28 protein-coding genes are annotated in these 23,546 nt (G+C 63.1%); 16 read left to right on the forward strand and 12 right to left on the reverse strand.

Annotation, left to right across the window (positions count from 1 at the left end):
• Positions 1-87: 87 nt before the first annotated feature.
• From NKJ81_RS09395 to NKJ81_RS09425, 7 genes are all read right to left on the reverse strand, one after another.
• On the reverse strand, positions 88-819 hold the full coding sequence (locus tag NKJ81_RS09395; protein WP_352540258.1) for an SGNH/GDSL hydrolase family protein: 732 nt from the start codon (positions 817-819) through the stop codon (positions 88-90).
• A gap of 82 nt (positions 820-901) precedes the next feature.
• Entirely contained in the window at positions 902-1,642 is a 741-nt protein-coding gene (locus tag NKJ81_RS09400; protein ID WP_352540259.1) for a DUF899 domain-containing protein, read from the reverse strand.
• 148 nt (positions 1,643-1,790) lie between these two features.
• Positions 1,791-2,816, reverse strand: coding sequence for a class I fructose-bisphosphate aldolase (locus NKJ81_RS09405; protein ID WP_352540260.1), 1,026 nt, complete (start codon positions 2,814-2,816; stop codon positions 1,791-1,793).
• Positions 2,817-2,956: 140 nt separating this feature from the next.
• Entirely contained in the window at positions 2,957-4,153 is a 1,197-nt protein-coding gene (locus NKJ81_RS09410) for a phosphoglycerate kinase (RefSeq protein WP_352540261.1), read from the reverse strand.
• Between the two features lie 162 nt (positions 4,154-4,315).
• Complete coding sequence (locus NKJ81_RS09415) at positions 4,316-5,170, reverse strand: lytic transglycosylase domain-containing protein (RefSeq protein ID WP_352471157.1); 855 nt, start codon at positions 5,168-5,170, stop codon at positions 4,316-4,318.
• A 4-nt stretch (positions 5,171-5,174) separates the two neighbouring features.
• On the reverse strand, positions 5,175-6,428 hold the full coding sequence (ispG, locus tag NKJ81_RS09420; RefSeq protein WP_352540262.1) for a flavodoxin-dependent (E)-4-hydroxy-3-methylbut-2-enyl-diphosphate synthase: 1,254 nt from the start codon (positions 6,426-6,428) through the stop codon (positions 5,175-5,177).
• Positions 6,429-6,628: 200 nt separating this feature from the next.
• Complete coding sequence (locus tag NKJ81_RS09425) at positions 6,629-6,808, reverse strand: YdcH family protein (RefSeq protein WP_023678481.1); 180 nt, start codon at positions 6,806-6,808, stop codon at positions 6,629-6,631.
• Positions 6,809-7,047: 239 nt separating this feature from the next.
• Between NKJ81_RS09425 and NKJ81_RS09430 the strand changes: the two genes are divergently transcribed.
• Complete coding sequence (locus NKJ81_RS09430) at positions 7,048-7,251, forward strand: YdcH family protein (RefSeq protein ID WP_023678480.1); 204 nt, start codon at positions 7,048-7,050, stop codon at positions 7,249-7,251.
• 34 nt (positions 7,252-7,285) lie between these two features.
• On the opposite strand, the gene NKJ81_RS09435 is transcribed toward NKJ81_RS09430, so the two are convergent.
• On the reverse strand, positions 7,286-8,089 hold the full coding sequence (locus tag NKJ81_RS09435) for an IclR family transcriptional regulator (protein WP_352540263.1): 804 nt from the start codon (positions 8,087-8,089) through the stop codon (positions 7,286-7,288).
• 128 nt (positions 8,090-8,217) lie between these two features.
• Between NKJ81_RS09435 and NKJ81_RS09440 the strand changes: the two genes are divergently transcribed.
• The 12 genes from NKJ81_RS09440 (at position 8,218) to NKJ81_RS09495 (ending at position 17,605) form a co-directional block, all read left to right on the forward strand.
• A complete protein-coding gene (locus tag NKJ81_RS09440; RefSeq protein ID WP_352540264.1) occupies positions 8,218-9,099 on the forward strand; it encodes a transporter substrate-binding protein in 882 nt (293 codons plus the stop codon).
• Between the two features lie 66 nt (positions 9,100-9,165).
• Entirely contained in the window at positions 9,166-9,831 is a 666-nt protein-coding gene (locus NKJ81_RS09445; protein WP_023678477.1) for an amino acid ABC transporter permease, read from the forward strand.
• A 1-nt stretch (position 9,832) separates the two neighbouring features.
• Positions 9,833-10,483: an amino acid ABC transporter permease gene (locus NKJ81_RS09450; RefSeq protein WP_352540265.1), complete on the forward strand. Its 651-nt coding sequence runs from the start codon at positions 9,833-9,835 to the stop codon at positions 10,481-10,483.
• A 4-nt stretch (positions 10,484-10,487) separates the two neighbouring features.
• Positions 10,488-11,282: an amino acid ABC transporter ATP-binding protein gene (locus NKJ81_RS09455; protein WP_352540266.1), complete on the forward strand. Its 795-nt coding sequence runs from the start codon at positions 10,488-10,490 to the stop codon at positions 11,280-11,282.
• A 34-nt stretch (positions 11,283-11,316) separates the two neighbouring features.
• Positions 11,317-11,778, forward strand: a complete 462-nt coding sequence (locus tag NKJ81_RS09460) for a RidA family protein (RefSeq protein WP_023678474.1) — start codon at positions 11,317-11,319, stop codon at positions 11,776-11,778.
• A 23-nt stretch (positions 11,779-11,801) separates the two neighbouring features.
• A complete protein-coding gene (locus NKJ81_RS09465) occupies positions 11,802-13,007 on the forward strand; it encodes an aminotransferase class V-fold PLP-dependent enzyme (RefSeq protein ID WP_352540267.1) in 1,206 nt (401 codons plus the stop codon).
• Between the two features lie 168 nt (positions 13,008-13,175).
• Positions 13,176-14,120, forward strand: coding sequence for a metallophosphoesterase family protein (locus tag NKJ81_RS09470; RefSeq protein ID WP_352452518.1), 945 nt, complete (start codon positions 13,176-13,178; stop codon positions 14,118-14,120).
• An 11-nt stretch (positions 14,121-14,131) separates the two neighbouring features.
• The gene (locus NKJ81_RS09475) at positions 14,132-14,479 is read left to right on the forward strand and encodes a cupredoxin domain-containing protein (RefSeq protein WP_352540268.1); all 348 of its coding nucleotides are present in this window, start codon (positions 14,132-14,134) and stop codon (positions 14,477-14,479) included.
• A gap of 25 nt (positions 14,480-14,504) precedes the next feature.
• Positions 14,505-15,065, forward strand: coding sequence for a sigma-70 family RNA polymerase sigma factor (locus tag NKJ81_RS09480; RefSeq protein WP_352817726.1), 561 nt, complete (start codon positions 14,505-14,507; stop codon positions 15,063-15,065).
• Positions 15,062-15,910 (forward strand): anti-sigma factor family protein, encoded by an 849-nt coding sequence (locus NKJ81_RS09485; protein ID WP_352540269.1) that lies wholly within the window; start codon positions 15,062-15,064, stop codon positions 15,908-15,910. The genes NKJ81_RS09480 and NKJ81_RS09485 overlap by 4 nt, the downstream gene beginning before the upstream one ends.
• 124 nt (positions 15,911-16,034) lie before the next feature.
• The gene (gene purE / locus NKJ81_RS09490; RefSeq protein WP_023678468.1) at positions 16,035-16,532 is read left to right on the forward strand and encodes a 5-(carboxyamino)imidazole ribonucleotide mutase; all 498 of its coding nucleotides are present in this window, start codon (positions 16,035-16,037) and stop codon (positions 16,530-16,532) included.
• On the forward strand, positions 16,529-17,605 hold the full coding sequence (locus NKJ81_RS09495; RefSeq protein WP_352540270.1) for a 5-(carboxyamino)imidazole ribonucleotide synthase: 1,077 nt from the start codon (positions 16,529-16,531) through the stop codon (positions 17,603-17,605). The genes purE and NKJ81_RS09495 overlap by 4 nt, the downstream gene beginning before the upstream one ends.
• A gap of 92 nt (positions 17,606-17,697) precedes the next feature.
• Here NKJ81_RS09495 and NKJ81_RS09500 read toward each other — a convergent pair whose 3' ends face one another.
• A complete protein-coding gene (locus NKJ81_RS09500) occupies positions 17,698-18,120 on the reverse strand; it encodes a lysozyme inhibitor LprI family protein (RefSeq protein ID WP_352540271.1) in 423 nt (140 codons plus the stop codon).
• A gap of 225 nt (positions 18,121-18,345) precedes the next feature.
• Here NKJ81_RS09500 and ykgO point away from each other — a divergent pair, with 225 nt between their 5' ends.
• Both ykgO and NKJ81_RS09510 read left to right on the forward strand, forming a co-directional pair.
• Positions 18,346-18,471 carry a type B 50S ribosomal protein L36 gene (ykgO, locus tag NKJ81_RS09505; protein ID WP_006327841.1) on the forward strand — a complete coding sequence of 42 codons (126 nt, stop codon included), beginning with the start codon at positions 18,346-18,348 and terminating at the stop codon, positions 18,469-18,471.
• A 94-nt stretch (positions 18,472-18,565) separates the two neighbouring features.
• Positions 18,566-19,165 carry a tetratricopeptide repeat protein gene (locus NKJ81_RS09510; RefSeq protein ID WP_352471168.1) on the forward strand — a complete coding sequence of 200 codons (600 nt, stop codon included), beginning with the start codon at positions 18,566-18,568 and terminating at the stop codon, positions 19,163-19,165.
• 101 nt (positions 19,166-19,266) lie between these two features.
• Here NKJ81_RS09510 and NKJ81_RS09515 read toward each other — a convergent pair whose 3' ends face one another.
• The 3 genes from NKJ81_RS09515 to NKJ81_RS09525 all read right to left on the reverse strand — a co-directional run bounded on the left by NKJ81_RS09515 (position 19,267) and on the right by NKJ81_RS09525 (position 22,445).
• On the reverse strand, positions 19,267-20,355 hold the full coding sequence (locus tag NKJ81_RS09515) for an NAD(P)H-dependent flavin oxidoreductase (protein ID WP_352540272.1): 1,089 nt from the start codon (positions 20,353-20,355) through the stop codon (positions 19,267-19,269).
• A 216-nt stretch (positions 20,356-20,571) separates the two neighbouring features.
• The gene (pyk, locus tag NKJ81_RS09520; protein WP_352454861.1) at positions 20,572-22,002 is read right to left on the reverse strand and encodes a pyruvate kinase; all 1,431 of its coding nucleotides are present in this window, start codon (positions 22,000-22,002) and stop codon (positions 20,572-20,574) included.
• Positions 21,999-22,445 carry a DUF1036 domain-containing protein gene (locus NKJ81_RS09525; protein ID WP_473505739.1) on the reverse strand — a complete coding sequence of 149 codons (447 nt, stop codon included), beginning with the start codon at positions 22,443-22,445 and terminating at the stop codon, positions 21,999-22,001. The genes pyk and NKJ81_RS09525 overlap by 4 nt, the downstream gene beginning before the upstream one ends.
• A gap of 286 nt (positions 22,446-22,731) precedes the next feature.
• Between NKJ81_RS09525 and NKJ81_RS09530 the strand changes: the two genes are divergently transcribed.
• Positions 22,732-23,529: an N-formylglutamate amidohydrolase gene (locus NKJ81_RS09530; RefSeq protein WP_352540273.1), complete on the forward strand. Its 798-nt coding sequence runs from the start codon at positions 22,732-22,734 to the stop codon at positions 23,527-23,529.
• Positions 23,530-23,546: the final 17 nt, after the last annotated feature.

Below are 23,546 nucleotides of genomic sequence, written 5' to 3' on the forward strand. Positions count from 1 at the left end.
TGCGACAACGACATGCATAAAAACAAGAACCTGAAGCGCGTCGGATGAGGCCAATCGAATGCGACGCGCTTTAGTGCGGGCGGCCCGCTACGCGACGCCCGGTTCGTTGGCGAGCACCAGGCTGACCAGATGTTCCGCCCAGGCTCGGTAGCCGGCTTCCGAAGCGTGAAATCCATCCGATGCGAAGCCGGCATCGGCATCCGTGATCGGCAGCCGGGGCGCCGGTATGGCGCCGCGTTCGAGGCAAAGGCGCTCGCCCATCCGGTTCATTTCGACGGCGCGGATTTCGAGGATCTTGCCGAGCAGCGGCGGCATTGCCGGAGCTCGGGTGAACTCCAGCACCGGCGACCACACGACGCGCGCTTCCGGCCATTTGGCGCGCAGCGCGTAGAGCAGGCCGCCAAACTCGCGCTTGAAGCGCGGTACCGAATGAAAATTCTTGGTGTCGTTGGTACCGATGGCCAGCACGATATGCGTCCACGGATCGGCCGATAGATTGGGCAGCACATGATCGCGGATCTGGCCAGAGGTTGCCGAGTTGAAGCCGGCCGCCCGCCAGCGCACGGTGCGGCCGGTGCGTTGCGCAATCAGAACTGCCAGTTGCGCGGCCAATCCGTTTTCGGAATTGCCGATCCCTACCGAAGCGGCGGAGGAATCGCCAAGCACCAGAACCGAGATTGCTGGCGCCAGGCCAGATGCCTCGTGCATGACCGGACCTTGTGCCGGCAGCATGCGGGCGGTGCGGCGACGCACGCCAAGTCCTTGCCAGACATAAACCGGAAAGGCGAGCCAGGTGAGAAGGGTCGGAAAGCGCCGCATGGCAAGTCCCTTTTAGGGCATAGCGAACAGCACTTAGCGCATGTCGGGCCGAAGGCGAAAGACCTTGGGTGACCGCCCGTCGTCAATGGCAGCAGCTGTCCTGCATCTCGGGCGTATCCGCATATTCGTCGTGCAGCCGCACCCAGTCCACCAGGCTATGGTGGGGACCGGTTTCGTTGCGACCCTTCGGCGTCAGGTCGAGATAGTGATAGGCGCCGATCAGCGGATCGCCGCCTCTGGAGCGCGAGATAAAAGTCAGGAAGATGTCGCCTTTCTCGTCGCGATAGAACACGCTGGTGCCGGGAAGATCCTTCGATTGCCGCGCGCGCCGCTCGAAATTGTAGGTCGTGTCGCCGGCCGCGATCTGCTTGTCGGTGAATGACACCTGCATGTCGAAGTTGAAGTCCGAAGCGTACGACGACACCCAGTCGAATTTCCAGCCCATGCGCTGCTTGTAGGGCAGAAGCTCGGCCAGCGGCGCCCGCGCAACCACCACGAGCGAGACGTCGTGGTGCCTGAGATGCTGGTTGGCACCGTCGATGTGGTCGGCAAGGAACGAGCAGCCCTCGCAACGATAGTCGGCACCGGGGCCGAACATGAAATGGTAGATGATCAGCTGGCTGTTGCCGCCAAACAGGTCAGGCAGTTTCTTTGGCCCCTGCTCGGTCTCGAAGACGTAGTCCTTGCGGATCTTCAGCCACGGCAGTTCGCGGCGTTCGGCGGCGACACGATCGCGAAAGCGCGTCAATTCCTTTTCGCGCGCCAGATGCGCCTTGTGCGCCTGAAACCAGTCTTTCTGCGATACGGTCTTGTTGTTTGGCATAGGTCTGCTCCTCTTTTCACGGAGGACGATCGGCAGCGAGGAATGCCGACACAGAGCTGCATTTCAGTTGCAGGAAATTGCAGACCTTGCTGCTTTCAAACAAACCCGGGCACATGGCCCGGGTCGGAGGAACGCAACCTGAATTCCGTCAGGCGGCTTGCTCAAGGGTCGGCTGCCATTGTCCAAGCGCTGCCAGATGGTTCATGTGGGCGCGATGGGCGAAGGCAGCCTGTGCGGCGGCGACATTCGCCGCCTTGCCGCCCCACGCCTTCTGCGGAGCGGCCTGCAAGGCGCGGCCGTAGGAAAAGGTCAGCTTCCACGGATGCGGGCCAATGGCATTGATGGCGTTGAGGTTGGCGGTCGCCTCCTCGTCAGATTGTCCGCCCGAAAGGAAGGCAATGCCTCCAATAGCGGCCGGCACCGTCTCGCGGAACAGTTTTATTGTCTTCTCGGCGACTTCGTCGGGGCTGCTGACCTTGCCTGATTTCTTGCCGGCCAGCACCATGTTCGGCTTCAGGATGGTGCCTTCGAGCACGACGCGAGCCGCATAGAGCTCGGTGTACAACTTTGTCAGTGTCGCCTTGCTGATCTCGTAGCAGGTGTCGATGTCGTGGGCGCCGTCCATCAGCACCTCCGGCTCGACGATCGGCACGATGCCGGCCTCCTGGCAAAGCGCGGCGTAACGGGCGAGCGCATGGGCGTTCGAGCCGATCGAGGTGGCGGAAGGCACGCCCTTGGCAACATCGATGTCGATCACCGCGCGCCATTTGGCAAAGCGGGCGCCGAGCTTGTAATAGTCGGCAAGGCGTTCGCGCAGGCCGTCCAGGCCCTCGGTGATGGTGTCGCCGGGAAAGCCGGCCAGCGGCTTGGCGCCGGCGTCGACCTTGATGCCGGGGATAGCGCCTGATGCCTTGATGATGTCGACCAGCGGTGTGCCGTCGGCGGCCTTCTGGTGAATGGTCTCGTCGTAGAGGATGACGCCGGAAATGTACTTGGTCATTGCATCGCTGGCGCGGAACATCATCTCGCGATAGTCGCGGCGGCTGTCGGCGGTCGACTCGACGCCGATGACGTCGAAGCGCTTCTTGATGGTGCCGGAGCTCTCGTCGGCAGCCAGCAGGCCCTTGCCATTGGCCACAATCGCGGCGGCAATGTCCTCGAGACGTTCGCTCATCGTGCTTCTCCTGAAAGAATTGATCCGTGCCCAGCAGACCACCAGAGCAGCGCAGGTTCAAGTCGAACAATTTCGCCGGGTAGGCGCGAATCGATTGAAAGTCGCGGGCGCCCTCTTTCGCGCTGTTATTGCTGCCGCGCTCAGCGCTTCAAGATGTCGACGCCGGGCAAGGGCTTGCCTTCCATCCACTCCAGGAAAGCGCCGCCAGCCGTCGAGACATAGGTGAAGTCGTCGGCTACGCCGGCATGGTTGAGCGCCGCCACCGTATCGCCGCCGCCGGCGACCGAGATCAGTCTGCCGGCCCTGGTGCGAGCTGCCGCGTGCCTGGCCGTCGCCACCGTTGCGTGGTCGAATGGCTCGATCTCGAAGGCGCCGAGCGGCCCGTTCCAGACCAGCGTCGCGGCGCGGTCGATCCATTCGGCAATGGTTTTCACGGTCTTTGCGCCGACGTCGAGGATCATGCCGTCGGCCGGCACGTCTGCTATGGCGACGGTCTCGCTGGCGGCGCCGGCCTTGAACTCCCTGGCGACAACGCCGTCGGCGGGCAGGATGATGGCGCAGCCGGCCTCGGCCGCCTCGATCATGATCTGCTTGGCGGTGGTCGCGAGATCACGCTCGCACAAGGATTTCCCGACGTCGGTGCCGCGTGCCGCGAGAAACGTGTTGGCCATGCCGCCGCCGATGACCAGCGCATCGACCTTCTTCACCAGGTTCATCAACAGGTCGATCTTGGTCGAGACCTTGGCCCCGCCGACGATGGCGACAACCGGGCGGACGGGATTTCCAAGACCCTTTTCCAACGCGTCGAGCTCGGCCTGCATGGTGCGGCCGGCGAAGGAAGGCTGCACATGCGCCAACCCTTCCGTCGACGAGTGGGCGCGGTGCGCAGCGGAGAAGGCGTCGTTGACGAAAATGTCGCCGTTGGCGGCGAGCTTTTCGGTGAAGGCCGGATCGTTCTGCTCCTCGCCCTTATGGAAGCGGGTGTTCTCGAGCAGCAGCACGTCGCCATTATTCATGGCAGCAATGGCATTTCCCGCCTTGTCGCCGATGCAGTCGGCGGCAAAGCCAACCGGGCGGCCGAGCACTTCCGCCGTCGCCTTGGCGATCGGCTCGAGCGAGAATTCCGCCGCCGGTCCATCCTTCGGCCGGCCGAAATGGGCAAGCAGGATGACCTTGGCGCCCTTGCCGGAGAGCTCGGCAATGGTCGGCGCAATGCGCTCGATGCGGGTGGCGTCGGTGACCTTGCCCTCGGCGACGGGAACGTTGAGGTCGACACGTACCAGCACACGCTTGCCGCTGATATTGCCGATGTCGTCCAGTGTCTTGAAGCCGGCCATGCTGATCCCTTTCGCGAAAAATCGCGGGGACCTTACCCCGCATCGACGACGATGCAAGACCTGCCTAACGGTTCACCGAAAATATGATTCACGTATCGAGGACGAAGTGCCCACGGGGAGCGAGATGGGCAGCAATGGCGCAAAACGCTCCGACATATGGCTTTACCGGTTGCGTACCACGATGCAGGCGCCGCCGACGCTTTGCAGCTTGTCGCAGATCGTGTCGGCCTTGGCTCTGCTATCGGCGCCGATCCGCACGGCATAGATGCCGCGCCTGCCGATCGGTGTGCGGACCCGGCTGACCACCGGATCGTGGCCGGCAAGCAGTGCCGGGAACCGGCTTTTCACTCTTAGCCACTGGTTGAGCGCCGCGGCGCGGCGGAAATTGCCCGCCACCTGCACGCCCCACGGCTTGATGTTGATCGACGACATCGGCACGGTTCTGGACATGATCACCGGCAGCTCGCGGCAAGCGGCAGCGAAACTCGCCTTCTTGTCGAGCGGCCGGATGACGCCGGCATACGCGGCATCGGTGAACTTGTCGGCCGGCTCGCCCATGACGTCCAGGACGTAGCTTTCGGTCTCCAACGGGAGGAATCCGCCGGAATTCAGCCAGCGCGTCACCCGGCTCTCGCCAGCATTGTAGGCTGCGGCGGCAAGGCCGAGATTGCCGAAACCGGATTTCATTTCGGCAAGGTATTTTGCCGAGGCCGGGATTGCCTGTTCGATGTCGAAGGAATTGGCGAGCCCGCGCATCTTGGCGGTACCCGGCATGAATTGGGCGATACCCTCGGCGCCGACGGGGCTGACCGCATTGGGATCGAAACGGCTTTCCTTCCAGATCAGCCGGGCAAAGAAATCCCGGGGCAGGCCGTTCTGGTCGGCATGCGTCTCGATCAGGTTGCAAACCTGGTCGATCAGCTTCTTTTTGGCGGGCCGTGGTGGATCGGCCTGAACGGCTGTCGCCCAGATCAGCCCGCAAATGACAACCAGCGCCGCGCCCAGCAAACGCCGCATCGAACTACTCCGCCGCGGCTTTGCCGTGTTGCCCAAACCGCCGTTCGATGTAGTCGGCGACCATCTTCTCGAAATCCGCGGCAATCGATGGGCCGCGCAGCGTCGCCGCCTTCTTGCCGTCGACGAATACCGGGGCGGTCGGTATCTCGCCGGTGCCGGGCAGCGAAATGCCGATATCGGCATGTTTGGATTCGCCCGGACCGTTGACGATGCAACCCATCACCGCGACTTTGAGGTTCTCGACGCCGGGATATTGTTCGCGCCACACCGGCATGTTCTTGCGCAGGTCGGCCTGGATGTTCTGGGCAAGCTCCTGGAACACGGTCGAGGTCGTGCGGCCGCAGCCCGGGCAGGCAGCGACGATCGGCACGAACTGCCGGAAGCCCATGGTCTGCAACAGCTCCTGCGATACCTGCACCTCGCGCGTGCGGTCGCCGTTCGGCTCCGGCGTCAGCGAGATGCGGATTGTGTCGCCGATGCCTTGCTGGAGCAGGATGCCCATGGCCGCGGACGAGGCGACGATGCCTTTCGAGCCCATGCCGGCCTCCGTCAGGCCGAGGTGCAGCGCATGGTCGGATCGGGTGGCAAGCTCGGTGTAGACGGCGATCAGATCCTGCACGCCGCTGACCTTGGCCGACAGGATGATTTTCTCGCGCGCAAGGCCGATCTCTTCGGCCATTCCGGCCGACAGGATCGCCGATTGCACGATTGCCTCGCGCGTCACTTCCTGCGCCGTCAGCGGAAAGCCCTGGGCCTGGTTGTCGTCCATCAGCCGGGTCAGCAGCTCCTGGTCAAGCGAACCCCAATTGACGCCGATGCGCACCGGTTTGTCGTATTTGATCGCCATCTCGACGATCGCCGCGAACTGCCGGTCTTTCTTGTCCTTGAACCCGACATTGCCGGGATTGATACGGTATTTGGCCAGTGCCTCGGCACAGGCCGGGTGGTCGGCCAGGAGCTTGTGGCCGATATAGTGGAAATCGCCGACCAGCGGCACGTCGATGCCGAGCCGTTCCAGCCGCTCGCGGATGGCCGGTACGGCCGCAGCGCTTTCGTCGCGATCGACGGTTATGCGCACGATCTCGGAGCCGGCACGATGCAGCGCCGCCACCTGCGCGACCGTCTGGTCGACATCGGCCGTGTCGGTGTTGGTCATCGACTGGACGACGACCGGCGCGCCGCCGCCGACCATCACGCCGCCGACACCGACACCGACCGACCTGCGGCGTGGGAAGGGTGAGGAAAAATATCCGGTCATGCCGGCTGCCTTTAATCTTGAAGGTCCGGGCATGAGGTGGAGGAGCAAAGATGGCTTGTCAATGGCGACTGGCGCGCAGGCCCAGCAAATCGGAAACAACAAGACGGCAGCTTGCCGCAAATCCACGAACGTTTCCGGTAGCATAGCGATGCCACCGGAAAGATCGCGCGCCGGGCGGCGCTTCTAGTCCTGGAAGGGCTTCAGTGCGTCGTCGGTTTCGCCTTCAGTTTTTCAATCTCGTCCTTGAGCGCCAGCTTGCGCCGCTTGAGATTCACGATTTCGAGGTCGTCTACCGATGGATGGGTCATCGCATCATCGATTTCGCGTTCGATGTCGCCGTGTTTCCGCTGCAGCTCATCAAGATGGGATGCAAGAGACATGATTGGTTCTCCCTTTCATGGTTTCCTCGGATTGCAGCCGTCATGGCACGTCCACCGCAGGCTCGCTTCTATGACGGCATAATGACAGTGTGCCACCATCGCGCACCGATGTCGAATGCTGCGTGGTAGCATTCCACGCCAATATGAAATGTGATATGGGCTGCGCGCCGGTGCAAGAAGACCCGGTCCCGCCCAATCAGGCCCATAGTTTGGGCGCCGCAGACGTGCAGACGGTAAAAATGTCCGATCAGGAACAGGCAGATATCCGCCTCGAATATTCCCGGCTGAAGCAGGAACACGCCGATTTCGACGCCGCCATCAATGCGATGATCGCGATGAATTGCGACCCGCTGCAGATCCAGCGCATGAAGAAAAAGAAGCTCTTCCTTAAGGACAGGCTGATGGCGCTGGAAGACAAGATCATTCCAGACATTATCGCTTGAACGGACGCCGGCGCTGGCCTGCTGGAAAGGCGGCCTATGCCGCGATCGAAAGCCGCGCGGCGCGCTCGAGCAACAGCTCTATCAGGTCATCGGTCTTTTCGGTCGAGGTATCGATGGGAACCACCAGGCACATCGTCGCCTCGACCCTGCCCGGCGCTGAAAAGACCGGCGCGGCCAGGCATTTCGTGTAGGCATCGACAAGGCCGGAGGTGACGCAGTAGCCGGCCGACTTGGCTACGGCGATGTCGTCTATGAAATCGTCGAGCTGCAATCTGCGGCCGTCCGGCAGCACGAGATCGTCCTCGGAGACCATATCCTCAATCGCCGCCCTGTCGAAGCCGGCGAGGAGCAGTCGCCCGGAAGCTGTCCAGGGGAGCGGTATTTGCAGACCCGTCGCCGAGCTGATCCGGAATGGCCTCGTTCCCGGGCTTGAATGGACAATGGTGTAGCGGCCGCTTTGCAGCATGCACAACTCCGAGGTCTCGCCGGTCTCGCGCGACAGATGGTCGACTTCCTGGCGCCCTCGCCTGAGCAGGTCGTTGCCCCGCACATAGTCCATTCCGTAGAGATAGAGCTTCTTTCCGAAATAGACCCGATTGCCGTCTCCGGCCATTTCCAGCAGGCCTGCGTCGACCAGCGAGCGCACCAGCGTATAAGTCGTCGAACGCGGCGCGTTTACCCCCTTGGCAAGATCGCCGATGCCGATCGCGCGCTGGGTCGCGTGAAGAAACTCCAGAATCTGGAGAACCCGGTTGAGGCCCTTCTCCCGAGAGCCCGAGTTCTTGTCTTCGTCCAGACCGGCGTCCGGTCGAGCGGCCAAGGCATTACCTTCTTGCATTATCGATTCCTGATGTTAATCTGTCTTGTACAGAGTACAGGCGTCTCTTGTAAGGGACAATGGCGTCAGTTGCAACCGATGCCTGTACTGCTGCTCCAAAGGGGAACACAACACGAAAGGAGGTCGCCGTGAACGACACATCCAAAAGGCGTGAATTTCTGAAACTGGGAATGGCCGGGCTTGCAACGGCCGGAGTGATGAGCGCCGCTACCGCGGTCGACGTTCAGAAAGCGGCGGCCCAGGCAGCGCCGGACAGCCTGCTGCGCACCGTCCTCGAGCGCGGCAAGGTGATCGTCGGCACCGGCAGCACCAATGCGCCCTGGCATTTCGAGAACGACGCCGGCGAACTGGTGGGCATGGACATCACCATGGGTCGCATTCTCGCCAAGGGGCTTTTCGACGATCCGACCAAAGTGGAATTCGTCATGCAGGATCCGGCTCAGCGCATTCCGAACGTGACCACCAACAAGGTCGACATCACCATCCAGTTCATGACCATGACCGCCCAGCGCTCGCAGCTGATCCACTTCTCCCGACCCTACTACGTCGAAGGCATCGCCTTGCTGACCCTTCCGAACGCCGAAAACAAGACCTTCGACCAGCTGCTTGCCGGCGGTTCGGCGACGCGGATTTCCATCCTGCAAAATGTCGATGCCGAGGCTAACGTGCATATCGTTCTGCCGGAGTCGCAGGTGATGCAGATAGACACGCAGGCCAACGTGCTGCAGGCCTTGGAATCGAAGCGCGTCGACGCCGCCGCGGTCGATCTGTCAACGGTACGCTGGCTCGCCTCGCGCAATCCGGATAAGTACTTCGATGCCGGCAAGAGCTGGTTCTCGATGCTTTATGGTGCCGCGCTGCGGCAGGGCGACCTCGACTGGCTGACCTTCGTCAACCAGACCTTCACCATCGCCATGTTCGGCCATGAAACGGCACTCTACGACGCTGCGTTCAAGGATTATTTCGGACAGGAGCCGCCGGCGCGCCATCCCGGTTTCCCGGTCATTTGATGCAAGCAGGCGGAAGGACAACGTCCTTCCGCCTTCTCTCATCACAGCCCTCCATGACGAGGACGCATGGGTTATACTCTCAACTTCAACCTTATCTGGCGGCATTTCGACAAGCTCTGGGGCGGACTGCTGTTAAGCCTCGAACTGGCCGTCATCTCGATCGCGATCGGCATCGTCATCGGGCTCGTTCTGGCGGTCTGGTACGTGTCGGCCGGACGTGCGGTGCGGACCATCATCGCGGGGTATGTCGAGTTCATCCGCAACGTGCCGCTGATCCTGCTCGTCTATCTCGTCTTCTACGGTTTGCCGACGGTGGTCGACATTGCCTACAGCGCGCAAACCTCATTCATTGCCACACTGTCGCTCTACAGCGGCGCCTACCTGGTCGAGGTGTTTCGCTCGGGGCTCGAGGCGGTGCCGCGCGGTCAGCTCGACGCCGGCAAGGCAATCGGCCTGACGCCATGGCAAAGGCTGCTCGATGTGCGCCTGCCGACGATGCTGCGCATAACCCTGCCGGCGCTTTCCAACACATTCATATCGCTCTTCAAGGATACGTCCGTGGCGTCGGTCATCTCGGTACCCGAACTCACCTATGGCGCCCAGTGGATCAACTTCAACACGTTCCGCATTGTCGAAGTCTATCTGGTGGTGACGGCAATGTACCTGTTGACCGGCTACACGCTGCTTTTCGCGCTGCGGCTCGTCGAGCGCCGGTTCAAGGCGGCGCGCTGACATGCTGAGCCAGATCATCTACGCCTTGCCGTTCCTCGCCGAAGGCTTTGCCGTAACCTTGTGGGTGTCGCTGCTGGTCGTGGTGTTATCGCTCATCGCCGGCGTGCTGATGGGTGTCGGCCTTGTCTATGGTCCTGTTCCGCTGCGCTGGGCAGTGCGCATCTTCAGCGACACCATCCGCGGCATTCCGATCCTGGTGCTGATCTTCTTCGTCTATTACGGCCTGCCCGCGGTGGGGCTGCATCTGGAATCCTTTTGGGCGGCCGTGTTCGCCCTCACCCTCTTCAAGACCGCACAGGTGGTCGAATATCTCAGGGGCGCCGTCGGCTCGATTCCCAAGGGTCAGTCCGAGGCGGCGCTGGCGATCGGACTGACCTTTCGCCAGCGGCTGGCCTACGTCATTTTTCCGCAGGCGTTCAGGCGTTTCCTGCCACCCTGGATCAATGGCGTCACCGACGCGGTAAAGGGTAGCGCGCTGGTCTCGCTGCTCGGCATCACCGACCTCATGCAGGCTATCAACCAGGTCATCGGCCGCACCTATGAGGCGATGCCGCTCTACATTCTCGGTGCGCTCGTCTACTTCGCCGTCAACTACGCCCTCTCCTTGGCCAGCCGGCGCCTGGAGCGGCGTTTCTCCTTCATCCGGGAATAGCACGATGTCCAATGCCTCGCACCAGAATCCGGCACTTCTCGATGTCACCGAGGTTTCCAAAGCCTTTGGATCCGTCGAGGTCCTGCGCTCCGTCAGCCTGCAAGTGACACGCGGCGAGGTCGTGACTGTCATCGGCCCCTCCGGCAGCGGCAAGACCACGCTGCTGCGCTGCGTCAACTTCCTGGAGAGCTACGACAGCGGCTCGATCCGTATCGACGGCAAAGAAGTCGGCTATCGCGAGACGGGAACGCGCCCGCGACGCAGCGAGCGCGACCTGGCGGCGATGCGAGCCGAGACCGGAATGGTGTTCCAGAGCTTCAATCTGTTTCCGCACTTGACTGCGGCCGGCAACATCATGCTTGGCCTGCGCAAGGTGCGCGGCAAGAGCAATGCCGAGGCCCGCACCATTGCCGAGCACTGGCTCGGCCGCGTGGGCCTCGCCCACAAAGCCGACAGTCTGCCGGCCGAGCTGTCCGGCGGCCAGCAGCAGCGCGTCGGCATCGCCCGCGCCGTGGCGATGGAGCCGAAGATATTGCTTCTCGACGAGATAACCTCGGCACTCGACCCCGAACTGGTTGGCGAGGTGCTCGAGGTCGTGCGCAGCCTCGCCGAAGACGGCATGACGATGCTGATGGTCACGCACGAAATGGCTTTTGCACGCGACGCATCGAGCCGCATCGTTTTCATGGCGGATGGCGGCGTCAGTGCCGTCGGACCACCCGCCGAGATTCTGGCGGCGGGGTTCGACAATGAACGTCTTCGCAGTTTCCTGGCGCGGTTTCGCGCCTCGCATTTTTGACATCAGACGGCGAAAGCCGTCGCAAGGAGCTTTTATGACGCCTTACATCCGGCTCGCGGAATTGGGCCTGACACTGCCCGAGCCGCCGAAGCCCATCGCCAACTTCGTCACCTATGCCGAGAGCGGACGGCTGATCTTCCTCTCCGGCCAGGGGCCGTTGCGCGCCGATGGCGCGCTCTGCACCGGCAAGGTCGGCGAGGATGTCAGCGTTGAAGAGGCCTACGGGCATGCGCGTCTGACCGGCCTGAACCTGCTCGCCGTCATGCATGCGGCGGCCGGCGACCTCGGCCGCATCGTGCGCGTCGTCAAGCTGCTTGGCTTTGTCAATGCGACGCCGACATTCAGCGAGCACCCCAAGGTGGTGAACGGCTGTTCCGATCTTTTCGCGGCCGTCTTTGATACGCTTGGCGGACATGCCCGTTCCGCGATCGGTGTCGGCTCGCTGCCGGGCAACATCACAGTTGAAATCGAGGCGGTCGTCGAGATCGCCGCCTGAAATCTTAAACAGGATCTACAGAGATGACGACCTATGCCGCTGACCGTTCCAACACGACAATCCGCGAACGACTTGGCCTTCGCCCAATCATCAATGTCTCCGGCACGATGACGGCACTCGGTGCTTCGATCATCGTGCCAGAAGCGATTGCCGCAATGTCGGAAATGGCCTCGCAATGGGTCGAGATGGACGATCTGCAGCGCGCCGCAAGTAGGGTGATTGCACGCCTTACCGGCGGCGAGGCCGGCTTCATCACCGCATGCTGCGCCAGCGGCATAACAATGGCAATTGCCGGCGCGATGACCGGGACCAGCCTTCTTGCGATCGAGCGGCTGCCGGACGACACCGAGGGCCTCAAATCGGAGGTCATCGTTCAGCTTGGTCACATCGTCAATTACGGCGCGCCGATCGACCAGTCGATCCGGCTTGCCGGAGCCAAGGCAGTGCCTGCCGGCACGGTCAGCGTCACCCAGGATTATCATGTTGCCGAGGCGATCCGGGACCGGACGGCGGCAGCCCTCTACGTCGTTGCGCACCACACCGTGCAATACGGCATGCTCTCGCTTGAGGAGTTCTGCGAGATTTGCCACGCCAAGGGCGTGCCGGTGATCGTCGACGCCGCCTCGGAATACGATTTGCGTGGCTTTCTGGCGCGCGGCGCCGACATTGTTGTCTACAGCGGGCACAAATTTCTCTCAGGGCCGACAAGCGGCATCGTTGCCGGCCGCAAGGATCTGGTACGGGCCGCCTATCTCCAGAACCGCGGCGTTGCGCGCGCCATGAAGGTCGGCAAGGAGAGCATTGCCGGCACCATGGCGGCCCTGGAAGCCTGGGAGCGGCGCGACCATGCCGGCATTCGCCAGCGGGAAGAAGCCGCACTGCATCTGTGGCAAACCGCATTGCAGGACCTGCCTGGCATCGAGGCACGTATCATTCCAGATCCGACCGGAAATCCTCTCGACCGCCTGCAGGTGTTTGTTGCGCCGGAAAGCCGCTTCACCGCCGCCGGCCTCGCCTCGGCGCTTGCGGCGGGTTCGCCGCCCGTGATCGTGCGCAACCACGAGGTCGAGCGCGGTCACTTCTTCCTTGATCCGTGCAATCTCCATCCCGGCGAGGCGGAGATCGTTGCCGAACGCCTGCGGGCGGTATTGAGTGCTGCCGATCGGCCCACCGATGCGATGAAACCCGCTCGCAAGCAGTCCGCCGGAGCGCTGCGCTGGCCGGACTAGACATCGCCAGAGCGTGGTCGAGCCAGTGCCTTCCAGCACCGGCTTCGCATCGGGCCAGTGCGCCATCACGGCAGTGTGAATGAACTTTTAGTCTTCGGGCGGAATAAACCACCCCGCCCATTGGTCTCCCAAACAGACGCCATTTCCGGCGTGCAGGAGACCGGTATGATCCACCACCACGACAATGAAGCTGACGGCATCAGCCGCCGTCATGCACTGGAATGCATGATCTGGGCCGGCACGGGAGTGCTGTGGACAATTTCGGCCGGCGTGCCGGTCTCGCTCAGCCTGCTCGGTGCGTCGCAAGCCGCCGAGGCCTTGGCCACCGGCTTCACTTTCCTCCAGATCTCCGACAGCCACATCGGCTTCGACAAGGCTGCCAACCCGCACGCCATCGACACGCTGAAGGAGGCCATCGGCAAGATCCAGGCGTTGCCGCAAAAGCCCGCTTTCATGATCCACACCGGCGACATCACCCATTTGTCGAAAGCCGCGCAGTTCGACAACGCTGCCCAGATCATCGGCGGCGCAGGCTTCGACGTGCATTATGTGCCCGGTGAGCACGACCTGATCGATGACGGCAATGGCCAGGCCTATCTCGACCGCTACGGCAAGGGCACCAAGGGCGCTGGCTGGTATTCGTTCGACCAGAACGGCGTCCATTTCATCGGGCTGGTCAACGTCGTCAACCTGAAGGCTGGCGGGCTGGGCAATCTCGGCGCCGACCAGTTGGCATGGTTGGCCGATGATCTGAAGGCGGTCACCGCCTCGACGCCAATCGTCGTCTTTGCCCATATCCCGCTATGGGCTGTTTATCCCGAATGGGGCTGGGGCACCGACGACGCGGCGCAGGCCTTGGCGCTGCTCAAGCGCTTCGGCTCTGTCACCGTACTCAACGGCCATATCCACCAGATCATGCAGAAGGTCGAAGGCAACGTTACCTTTCATACCGCGCGCTCGACCGCTTTCCCGCAACCGGCGCCGGGCACCGCAGCCTCACCCGGGCCGATGACGGTACCTGCCGGCCAGTTGCGCAGCCTGCTCGGCACAAGCAGCGTGACAGTCAAGCAAGGCGGGCAGGACCTCGCCATCATCGACAGCACGCTGGCCTGAGGGGAAATGCGATGATCCGCTTCCCATCCCGCGTCTTGGTCGTATCCCCTGTCACGTTCGGTTTGGCGGCGATCCTGATAATGGTTGCCATGCCACTGAACGCAGCAGGCCAGCCAATGGTCAAGATCGAGAACTTTGCCTTCACGCCGGCGGTGCTGACGGTAAAGCAGGGCACTACCGTGACCTTCGAGAATGACGACGACATCCCGCATCTGGTGGTCGCCAACGATGCCTCGTTTCGCTCCAAGGCGCTTGACACCGGTGACACATACGCCTTCACCTTCACCAAAGTGGGCGACTATGCCTATTTCTGCGGGCTTCACCCGCACATGCAGGGCAGGATCACCGTCGCTCCATGAGGATTTTCGGAAGGTTCTGCCCGGGATGCCGGGCGATGCGACGGTGTTGAACCAAGAGGCCGCGACCGAGCGCTTTCGCGAGGTGGTTCTGCCTCATCTCGCGGATGCGCTTGCGCTTGCCCGCTGGCTGACCGGCAACGCCGCCGACGCGGAGGATGTGGTGCAGGAGGCCTGTTTGAAGGCGCATGCGGGCATCGCCGGCTATGCCGGCGGCAATGCGCGCGCCTGGCTGCTGGCGATCGTGCGCAACGCCTCTTACTCCTGGCTGGCGCGCAACCGGCCGCGCAGTATCGTCGCCGTCGGCGACCTGAGCGACCTCGATGACATGACGGCTGCATATGGCGCCGGCCTGCCGGATACGGATAGTCCTGAGGCAAGCCTGATCGCCAAGGCCGACACGGCCGCACTCGAGGCGGCGATCGCCGCGCTGCCGCACCAATTTCGCGAGACTGTGGTGCTGCGCGACATCAACGGCCTCAGCTATCGCGAGATCGCGACGCTGCTTGGCGTGCCGCTAGGCACGGTGATGTCGCGGCTGGCGAGAGCGCGCGGTCTGCTGATATCCCAACTTGGGAGGGCGCCATGAGCGCGCACAACGATGGACTGCCCGATGACCCGGCGGGCGTGGAACTGATGATCCATGCCTTGGTCGATGGCGAGCTCGACGCAGCGGCAGCATTGGCGGTCGAGCGGCGCATTGCCGCCGATCCGGCGCTCGCGGCCGAGCATGCCCGCATCGTGGCGCTGCAGTCCGCTGTCGGCAGGCTGGCGCTGCCACAGGTCAGCGACGCCCTCAATGCGCGCATCGCGGCGATCGGCGCGACTGGCGAGGCACAGGCTCGGCCGGCGCCGACGCGGCCGCCGCAAACCGTGCCAACCCACATGCGGCCAACCCAAACGCGGCCGGGCCGCTTCGGCGCGTTCGACTGGCGCGCAATGGCGGCATCGATCCTCGTCACCGCCGTGCTGGCCAGCGGCGTGACGCAATGGGTGATGCTCAGCGGGGCGCCCGACAGCTTTGCCGCCGCAGTCGCCAGCGGCCATCGCCGCAGCCTGCTGGCAGCCAGCCCCGTGGACGTCGTCTCGTCGGACCGGCACACGGTCAAACCCTGGCTGGATGGCAGGGTCGGCCTGTCGCCGCCGGCACCTGACCTTGCCAGTGACGGCTTCGCGTTGCTCGGCGGCCGGGTCGAGGTGATCGCCGACCAGCCAGTGCCGGCACTGGTCTACAGGCACCGCGAGCACCTGATCACTCTCGTCGCGGCGCCCGAGGAAACCGGCTCGACAACCGCGCCGGTCGATCTTTCTACCGGTGGCTTCTCGCTGGTGCACTGGAGCGACAGCGCCTTTTCCTATTGGGCGATTTCCGATACCGAACGGCCTGAACTTGACGACTTCGTCAACCGCTTCCGAGCAGCGGCCGCCCGATGACAGACCGACCCTGTCCATGTGCGTAGCCACGGAGACGGCACAAGCGGCTTTGCCGTTTCCAGCCATCCTTGCGGCTCCCCTCGATTTCAGCTAATGCGCGCTTTTGCCGCCGGAGAGCAGAAGCTTGGACGATCACCGCGCCGACGTCGCCATCATCATGGGCAGCCAGTCCGACTGGGCGACGATGCGCCACGCCGCCGAAACGCTGGAGGCGCTTGGAATTCCGCACAAGCGGCTGATCGTCTCGGCCCACCGCACGCCCGACCGGCTCTATGACTTCGCCAAGGGCGCCAAGGCGGCCGGCTACAAGGTGATCATCGCCGGTGCCGGCGGTGCGGCGCATCTGCCCGGCATGACGGCGGCGATGACGCCGCTGCCGGTGTTCGGCGTGCCGGTGGAATCAAAGACGCTGTCGGGCCAGGACTCGCTGCTATCAATCGTGCAGATGCCGGCCGGCATTCCGGTCGGCACTTTGGCCATCGGCAAGGCCGGCGCTGCCAATGCTGCCCTTCTGGCCGCCGCGGTGTTGGCGCTGAGCGACGAAAAGCTCGCCGCCCGGCTGGATAGCTGGCGCGCCGCGCAGACCGCCAAGGTGGCCGCCGAGCCCACGGACGCGCCGTGAGCCTGCCGGCGGGATCGAGCATCGGCATCATCGGCGGCGGCCAGCTTGGCCGCATGCTGGCGATGGCCGCGGCCCGCCTCGGCTACCGCATCGTCGTGCTGGAGCCGCAGCCGGATTGCCCGGCGGCACAGGTTGCCAACCGGCAGATCGTCGCCGCCTATGACGACGCGGCCGCGCTTAGCGAGCTGGCTGCGGCCAGTGCCGTCGTTACTTATGAATTCGAGAACGTACCGGTCGCGGCCGCCGCGGCACTTGCCTCTACGGTGCCGGTCTATCCGCCGGCACGCGCACTGGAAGTGGCGCAGGACCGGCTGGCGGAAAAGAAATTCCTCAACGGCATCGGCATACCGACCGCCGATTTCAGCCCCGTCGACAATGACGAGGAACTGACGGCTGCGCTGAAAAAGTTCAACGGCAGCGGCATATTGAAGACGCGCCGCATGGGCTATGACGGCAAGGGCCAGCGTGTCTTCCGCAACATGGAAACAGGCGGCTTTGCCGGCACTTGCGAGGCGATGGGCAACGTGCCGTTGATCCTGGAATCCTTCGTCACCTTCGAGCGCGAGATTTCGGTGATCGCCGCGCGCGGCAGCGACGGCTCGCTCGCCGCCTACGATCCAGCGTGGAATGTCCATCGCAACGGTATTCTTCACAGCTCGACACTGCCGGCCGGAGTAAAATCCGAGACGGCGGCTGCGGCTCAAACGGCGGCGGCGGAGATCCTTGCAGCGCTCGACTATGTCGGCGTCATCGGCGTCGAATTCTTTGTCCTTGCCGACGGTTCGCTGTTGGCCAACGAGATAGCGCCGCGCGTCCACAATTCCGGCCACTGGACGGAGGCCGCCTGCACCATCTCGCAATTCGAGCAGCACATCCGCGCCGTCGCGGGCCTGCCGCTGGGAAATCCCGCCCGGCAGTTCGACTGCGTCATGGAAAACCTGATCGGCGACGATGTCAGGCGCGTTCCTGAGCTGCTCGCCGAGCCCGATCTGATGCTGCACCTCTATGGCAAGGCCGAGGCGCGGCCCGGCCGCAAGATGGGCCATTTTACGCGCGTGAGCCGCCGCAGCTAGAGCATGATCCCGAACCGAAGGTCCGCGCTAGCGAAAAGTGGAATCCGGATTTCGGAAAAGATCATGCTCAAACACAAAGTTAGAACCTACGCTTACTGGATTTCGCCGCTCTCGTCCTCGTCGGGGCTGGCGCAGCTAACATCGCCTTCCGCGCAGGTCGAATCGGCGGTGAGCTGCTTGGTGCGATCGTCGGTCAGCCGCGTCAGGCATTCCGATATCAGCATCGGATAGATCGAGCCGCCTTCGCTGTCCGCGGCCGAATAGCTGCATTCCGCGTCGCGAAAAGCGATCCAGGCGCGCTGCGCCGTCTGCAACAGCTTCCTGGCTTTTGCGTCAGTTCCGCCGATGAGATCCTGGTAGGCCTTGTTGAGCTTGGCGTCGGCGGATTTGTAGTCCGCGTCGGCGCAGATGTTCATCATCTGCTGGCTGTCGTCGTTGCGGTCGCATTCCTGGGCATAGGCAACAGAACCTGCCGCGAGGACGACAAGACAGGCGGACACAAGAATTCGGCGCATGACGATCTCCAATTCGCAACCGCATCATTCCAGCCGTCTCAAGCTTGCGCAACGCCAGTGGCGGATATTTGATGATACGAAACGGTCCGTATCGTTTAGGCAACGCGCTTGCGGTTGACACGGGCAACGCTCCTCGTCTATGAGCCACGCACAGTTCAAAGGCGCGTCTGTGGGCGCGCCTTAATAATTCGGCCCGTGACCGGGCCCAGACCGACGGGCAAGACCATGAAAATCAAGAATTCGCTCAAGGCGTTGAAGGCGCGTCACCGCGACAACCAGCTGGTTCGTCGCAAGGGCCGCGTCTACATCATCAACAAGACCGCGCCGCGCTACAAGGCGCGCCAGGGTTGAGTTTTCGACGGAGGCTGCGCGCCTCCGTTCGCATGATACGACTCTCACGCTAAATTCAGTTTGACGATCCGGCGTCGGGGGCTAGATTCCCGCGATGCGGATTCTTTTTGCATTTTTCACGGCTTTCCTCGTTTCCGGCGCTGTCTCGCTGCCGGCGTGGGCTGAAGATCCGACCACAACTCCGCCGACAGCACCTCCGGTCGTCAAGACGAAACAGGCGCGGCTCGATCAGCTGTTTGCCGATCTCAAGCGCGAACGCAATGAAAAGGCGGCCGAGCGCATCGCCGGACGCATCGGCAGCGAGTGGTCCCAGTCGGGCAGCGCCTCTATCGACCTGATGATGCAATGGTCGCAGAAGGCGATCGAAACCCAGAAATTCGATGTTGCACTCGATTTCCTCGATCAGGTGGTGACTTTGCAGCCGACCTATGCGGAAGGCTGGAACCGGCGCGCCACTGTTCATTTCATGATGAAGAACTACGGGAAGTCGATGGCGGACATCGACCGCACCCTGCAGCTCGAACCACGCCATTTCGGCGCGCTTTCGGGCCTGGCTCAGATCATGGCCGAAACCGGCCACAAGCAGTCGGCACTTGAGGCCTGGCAGCGCGTGCTCGGCATCTACCCAATGATGCGCAGCGCCCAGGACCAGGTCGCCGCACTTTCCGAGGAGCTTGCCGGCGAAGGCATTTGAGACCAGTAAGGGAGTAGGGGGAATAGGGTAGTATGTGAGAGGTGCAGATTGCACTGTGGAACACATGCGCCCTACTCCCCTACTCCCCTACCCCCTACCCCCTACCCCCTACTCCCTACTCCCCTATAGGCCCGATCTATGCCGTTTGCTTCCGTGACGAGTTTCTCCACAAGGGCGGCGGCCGGCATCTCCCGCAGCTTCGCAACGCCCTGCCCGGCCCAAATGGGCAAGAAGTCAGCCCGCTTGCTTTCATCCTTTGCCATCGAAAGTGGCATGACCAGACTCGCCTGCAGCGGAAACGCCAACGCTGCATCTTCCTCACCAGCCATTTCCATCACAAACTGGTTGCGCACCACGCGCGCTGGGCGGCCAGTGAAGCAGCGAGTCACCGACGTGCTCTCGTCGTTGGCCGAGCGCAATGCTACGCGATAGACTGGCTGCACATTGGCTTCAGGACAGGTCAGGAAAGCCGTGCCGATCTGCACACCAGATGCACCAAGTGCAAAGCTGGCAGCAATGCCGCGACCGTCGAAGATACCGCCGGCGGCAATTACAGGCACCCGCACGGCATCAACAATCTGCGGTACGAGTGCCATAGTGCCGGCTGTGCCAATAGCAGGGTCGCCAGTGAATGTGCCGCGATGCCCACCCGCCTCGTATCCTTGGGCGATAATGGCGTCCACCCCTCCTGCCTCAAGCTGGCGCGCTTCCGAGACGGTGGTGGCCGAACACAAGACAGTACAGCCGGCCGCCTTCAACTGCTGCACAATTGCGGTGTCGGGTAGACCGAAGTGGAAGCTGACCACCTTGGGGCGCAGCTCGAGCACAATTTCGAGGCGCTCACGATCGAAGGTGGGGAAGGGCTCGCCCGGCTCGGGCACCGGTCCGAGGCCGACCTCCTCATAGCAGCCGCGAAGGCGGTCTCGCATACTTTGGGCTGCCGCATCATCGTGTATCGGCGCCGGGTGCGCAAAGAAGTTGACGTTGATCGGACGATTGGTGGCGTGCTGTGTCGCCGTGAGCTGCTCGCGGATAGCCGCCGCAGGCAGAATGCCGCATCCGAGCGAGCCAAGCGCCCCGGCATTGCTGACTGCCGCCGCCAGTTCCGGCGTGGTGATGCCGCTCATCGGAGCCTGGATTATCGGGTGCTCAATGCCGAGGAGTTCCAGAAGATCAGTGCGCATCCACATTGGATCACCCTCCTCTTTCTCCCAGGAGAGATTACCTTAACTGACTTCCAGCTCAAGATCGGATAGGGCCTTCGAACCGCTTCACGGCCGGCCACAGGCTGATGCAAGCTGGCGGAGTTCGGCGTTGATCGCAGCCCAACTGCCGTCAATGCACCGGGCTGCCGCCGCGTTTACGACGCGCCATGCAGCCGGCCTATCCGGCAGCCGCGGCCGACATTAGCGGCCGACTTCCGATCCGACATAGGCGATGCGCAGCATGTTGGTCGAGCCCGGCGTCCTCAGCGGCACGCCGGCCGTGATGATGACGCGGTCGCCCGGCTTGCCGAAACCTTCATCGAAGGCGATGCGGCAGGCGCGGTCGACCATGTCGTCGAGGTCGCTGGCGTCGGGGGAAACGACGCAATGCGTGCCCCACAACAGCGACAGCCGCCGCGCCGTGTTGAGGATCGGCGACAGCGCCACGATCGGCACTTGCGGCCGCTCGCGCGCGGCGCGCAAGCCGGTCGTGCCGGACGCGGTATAGGTGATGATCGCCGACAGCTTCAACGTCTCGGCTATTTCGCGGGCGGCGAGCGAGATCGCGTCGGCTCCGGTCGCTTCCGGTTCCGAGCGTTGCGCGTTGATAATTCCGGCATAGGTCGGGTCGGTTTCGACCTTGGTGGCGATCCGGTTCATCATCGCCACCGCCTCGACCGGATAGGCGCCGGCGGCGGACTCCGCCGAAAGCATGATCGCGTCGGCGCCTTCAAACACGGCGATCGACACGTCCGACACCTCGGCCCGCGTCGGCACCGGCGCGGTGATCATCGATTCCAGCATCTGCGTGGCGACCACCACCGGCTTGCCGGCACGGCGCGCGGCGCGGGTGATCTGCTTCTGAATGCCAGGCACGGCTTCGAGAGGCATCTCGACGCCGAGATCGCCGCGGGCGACCATCAGCGCATCCGAAAGCTCGATGATCTCGGCCAGCCGGGCGACGGCCTGCGGCTTTTCGATCTTGGCCATGATCAGTGCCCGGCCGCGTGCGATCTTGCGCGCCTCGGCCAGGTCCTCGGGCCGCTGCACGAAGGACAGCGCCACCCAGTCGACGCCGGTCGCCAGAACCGCGTCGAGATCCCGGCGGTCCTTTTCCGTCAGCGCGCCGACCGGCAGGTCGGTGTCGGGCAGGCTGACGCCCTTCTTGTCGGAAATGGTCGTGCCGGCGACGACGGTGCAGACGATCGCCTTGCCGTTGCTGCTGACCGCCTTGAGCTCGAGCTTGCCGTCGTCGATCAGCAGGCGATGACCAGCCTCGACCGAACGCAGGATTTCGGGATGCGGCAGGTAGACCCTCGTCGAATTGCCGGGCTCGGGATTGTCGTCGAGCGTGAAGGTCTGACCGACGGTCAGCACCTCTTTGCCGTTTGCGAACTTGCCGACGCGCAGCTTTGGCCCTTGCAGGTCGGCGAGAACGCCGATCGGCCGGCCGACCGCCTCCTCGACGGCACGAATGCGGCCGACAAGCGTCCGCATCAATTCATGGTCGGTGTGGCTCATATTAATGCGGAACACGTCGGCGCCGGCTTCGAACAGCTTCTTCAGCATCTCCTCGGACGAGGAGGCCGGACCGATGGTGGCGAGGATCTTGACCTTGCGGCTGCGTCTCATTGACTGTTTGTTCCCGGGGCGGCTGGAGCGCCATCCGTTGCGGGCTCGTCAGTCAGCTGGACCATCCAGCTTGCCTGCTCGCCCGTGTCATATTCCTGGAATCCGGCGCGCTGAAAGCCCCGGGCGACGCAATCGGTAACGCCGGCGATCTTGAACTCTTTTTCGGCCACGCACATGTTGATCGGGCCATCCCAGCGTCCGCCGCGCTCGGCGTCTTCTGCATAAAGATAGTAAAACCTTGATGACAACGGTCCCTCGATCAGCGTCTTGCAGCTCGATCCTTCGATGTGCCACCAGCCTTCGGTGATCCAGCCGGCTTTGGCGCGATAGCCGATGCCGACACCGACCAGGTTCTGCGTGGCGTTGCAGACCCGGAAATCGGCCCGTGCCGGCGAGGCCGAAATCACCGCGAAAAGACCCATGGCCGGTATCAGGAGCGGCATGGCCAAGGCATGGCGCACACGCAGCCTGCCGGCGAAACCCATCCTGAAACCCCTCAAGAACCACATTTGCATCTCTCAACGCCCCTTTTCGGAAAAGTCCGTACGCATGTCAACGCGCCGATCTGTCCAATTCCAATCGATTTAGAAGGCTCTGGCGCGCTTGCGGCCGCCCCTGCTCAGTTTTTTGGCAGAAACCGTGGCCAAACAACGGCATTGCGCAAGCGTTCTCTTCGTGGAATGACGATACCACCCTCCCCGAAAGCCAGCGAACAGACCTTTCCCGCCAATGACCCGATCCACAGTTTTCGCGCCTTTCGATATCGTCGAAGGCGATCGCAAGCGCGGCATGGTGCTTCTGGCCGATCACGCCCGCCGCGACCTGCCGGAGGAGTATGGCAGTCTCGGCCTGCCGGCGGCGGAGTTCGACCGCCACATCGCCTACGACATCGGCGTCGAGACTGTAACCCGCGAACTCGCAAGTCAGCTCGGCGTTCCGGCGGTGCTTGCCAATTTTTCGCGACTGCTGATCGACCCCAATCGCGGCGAAGACGATCCAACGCTGATTCGCCAGCTCTATGACGGCACCATCATCCCGGGAAATTATCCCATGGCCCCGGAGGAGCGCGAAAGACGGCTGGATCGCTTTTACCGCCCCTATCATGATGCCGTCGGCGCCATGATCGCCTCTGTGGCGCGAGCATCCGCGCAGGCACCCTTCATCTTTTCGGTGCATTCCTTCACACCGACCATGCAGGGCTTCGTGCGGCCGTGGCACGTCGGCATATTGTGGGATCTGGACGACCGCGTTGCGCGGCCGCTGATCGACATGCTCGCCGAGGACAAGAGCCTCATCGTCGGCGACAACGAACCCTATGACGGCGCACTGCGCGGCGATACCATGTTCAGGCACGCCATCGTCAACGGCTTTGCCCATGCGTTGCTCGAGGTCCGCCAGGACCTGATCGCCGACCGCAAGGGTGCCCTCGCCTGGGCCGAACGGCTGGCGCCGATCGTTGACGCGATAGACCGACGTGCCGATATACATGCGGTGAAAATATTCGGCTCGCGCACCGGGCCGGTATGATGAGGCCCAAGGGAGGC

It is taken from the genome of Mesorhizobium sp. M0018 (assembly GCF_040323955.1).
In the GTDB taxonomy this organism is placed as follows: domain Bacteria; phylum Pseudomonadota; class Alphaproteobacteria; order Rhizobiales; family Rhizobiaceae; genus Mesorhizobium.